Raw genomic sequence first — 1,860 nt, 5'->3', positions numbered from 1 at the left:
CGACCACCTCGGCCAGCGATGCGGCCAGCGGTTCGCTGGCCAGCGGCCCGGCGGCCACCACGGCCACGTCGGCGGCGGCCAGTTCCGGCGCGTGGATGGAAGAAATCTCGCGGCGCACCACGGTGATGTTCGGTTCCGCCTCCATGGCCTCGGTCATGCGCCGGGCAAACAGTTCGCGGTCCACCGCAAGGGCCTTGCCTGCGGGCACGCGGGTGGCCTCGGCCACCTGCATGACCAGGCTGTCCAGTTCGCGCATCTCCTGCTTCAGCAGCCCCACGCCGGATGCGATGTCATCCGAACGCAAAGAATTGGAACACACCAGTTCGGCCAGGTCAGGGCTGGTATGGGCCGGGGAATATGCCTGGGGCTTCATTTCGTACAGGGTGACGGCAACCCCGGCGCGGGCGAGCCTGCGGGCGCATTCGCAGCCTGCAAGCCCCCCACCGGCGATGGCGGCGGTGACGAGAGCGGTCAAGATGTCCTCCGGAAAGGGCTGGGCGGATGGGATGAAAACGGGCTGCGGCGCGGCGGGCGCACCAAGCCTGCGGGTGAGGTAGGGCATTTCCGCCCGGCAGGCAAGCGGGGGCAGGGGGATGCGGCGCTGGAGGCGGTACGGTGAGGGCGCATGCCGCCGGGGCTGATGCTTGGGCGTGCCGCCATGCCGCAGGCCGCCATGCCGTGGCCGTAACCGTGTCGGGTTGGGGCAGGGCGACATGCCTGATGCGGGTTATTGCCCTGCCGGTTGCTCCTCGGTCAGGCGACGCATTTCACGGTGCAGTTCGTCCAGCAGCCCGGAGGCGCGTATGGCGGCCAGCCCCCGGTCAAAGGCCGCGCGCAGGGCGGCATGGTCTGGCCGTGCGCGGGAAAAGCAGACGTGCAGGTCGCGTTCGCCCAGGATGGGGTCGAATTCGGCAACGCTGGCGGCCCGGTCGGTCAGGTCGGCCCGGTCGGTCAGGTCGGGCAGGTCGGGCTGATCGCGCCGCAGCAGGAAGCGCACCACGTTGCGGTCTGCGGCCATGGCATCGATGCGCCCGGCCAGCAGCTTGCGCAGGTTGGCCAGTTCGTCGTTGGCGGGTTCCTTGCGCAGGAAGGTGGCGGCGTCAAAGGCATCGGTGTGCGCGTATCCGCGCACCACGCCGATGCGCAGGCCGGACAGGTCGCGCAGGTCACTCCAGTGCCGGGCTTTGCCCGTCAGCGCGAACAGCGCCAGCGGGCCGCCGGGGAACGGGGCGGACAGGTCGCATTCGATTTCCCTCTTGGCGGTCCTGTAGGCGGGGACCACGGCGGTCACCTTGCCCTCGCGCAGCAGGGACATGCCTCTGGCCCACGGCATGAACTCGAACCGCGCCTCAAGCCCTGCGGACGCCAGCGCGGCCCGGATCACCTGCGCCACGTAGCCGCCGTGGGGCAGATTGTGTTCCACGTAGGGCGGCCAATCGTAGGTGGCTATGATAACGGCGGAATCTCCGTCCGGCCCCTTGAGCGGACGGGTTGGCGGCGGGGTGGTTTGCCGATCGCCGGTGTGCGCGGGCCCGTTGGTTGCGGATGCGGGCGCGGTGGATGCCGGTGCATGCTTCGAAGGCACGGCGGAATCGCCGGATTCGGACACGTCTTGGCTCGGCGCGGGCATGCCCGGCAGAGGCGGCTCTGGCCGCGATTGCCCCGGCTGGGCCAGGGCCGCTGAGGGCGTGATGATTTCCATGACCGGCAGGCCAGGCTGCCCGGACCATTCTGCCCGTTCGGCCAACCCCGCCAATCCCATGAGTCCCGCCAGCGCGCACGCCAGCACCAACGGCACCATGTGCCGCCGCAAGGCCAGCGCCGCCGCCCGCACCCGGTGGCGGATGCAGGCGGCGCGCC

2 protein-coding genes are annotated in these 1,860 nt (G+C 70.5%); both read right to left on the bottom strand.

Annotation, left to right across the window (positions count from 1 at the left end):
- Nucleotides 1–475, bottom strand: a 475-nt coding sequence (locus tag FVW27_RS14540; protein WP_167126431.1) for an FAD-dependent oxidoreductase, incomplete at its 3' end; no start/stop codon positions are given.
- 252 nt (nt 476–727) lie between these two features.
- On the bottom strand, nt 728–1,860 hold a 1,133-nt coding region (locus FVW27_RS14535; protein ID WP_167126428.1), incomplete at its 5' end, for a substrate-binding periplasmic protein.

The organism is Nitratidesulfovibrio liaohensis, assembly GCF_011682075.1.
Taxonomy (GTDB): domain Bacteria; phylum Desulfobacterota; class Desulfovibrionia; order Desulfovibrionales; family Desulfovibrionaceae; genus Cupidesulfovibrio; species Cupidesulfovibrio liaohensis.
Note: the sequence above shows the minus strand (reverse complement) of the source record. Positions and strands in the feature narration are given on the sequence as shown.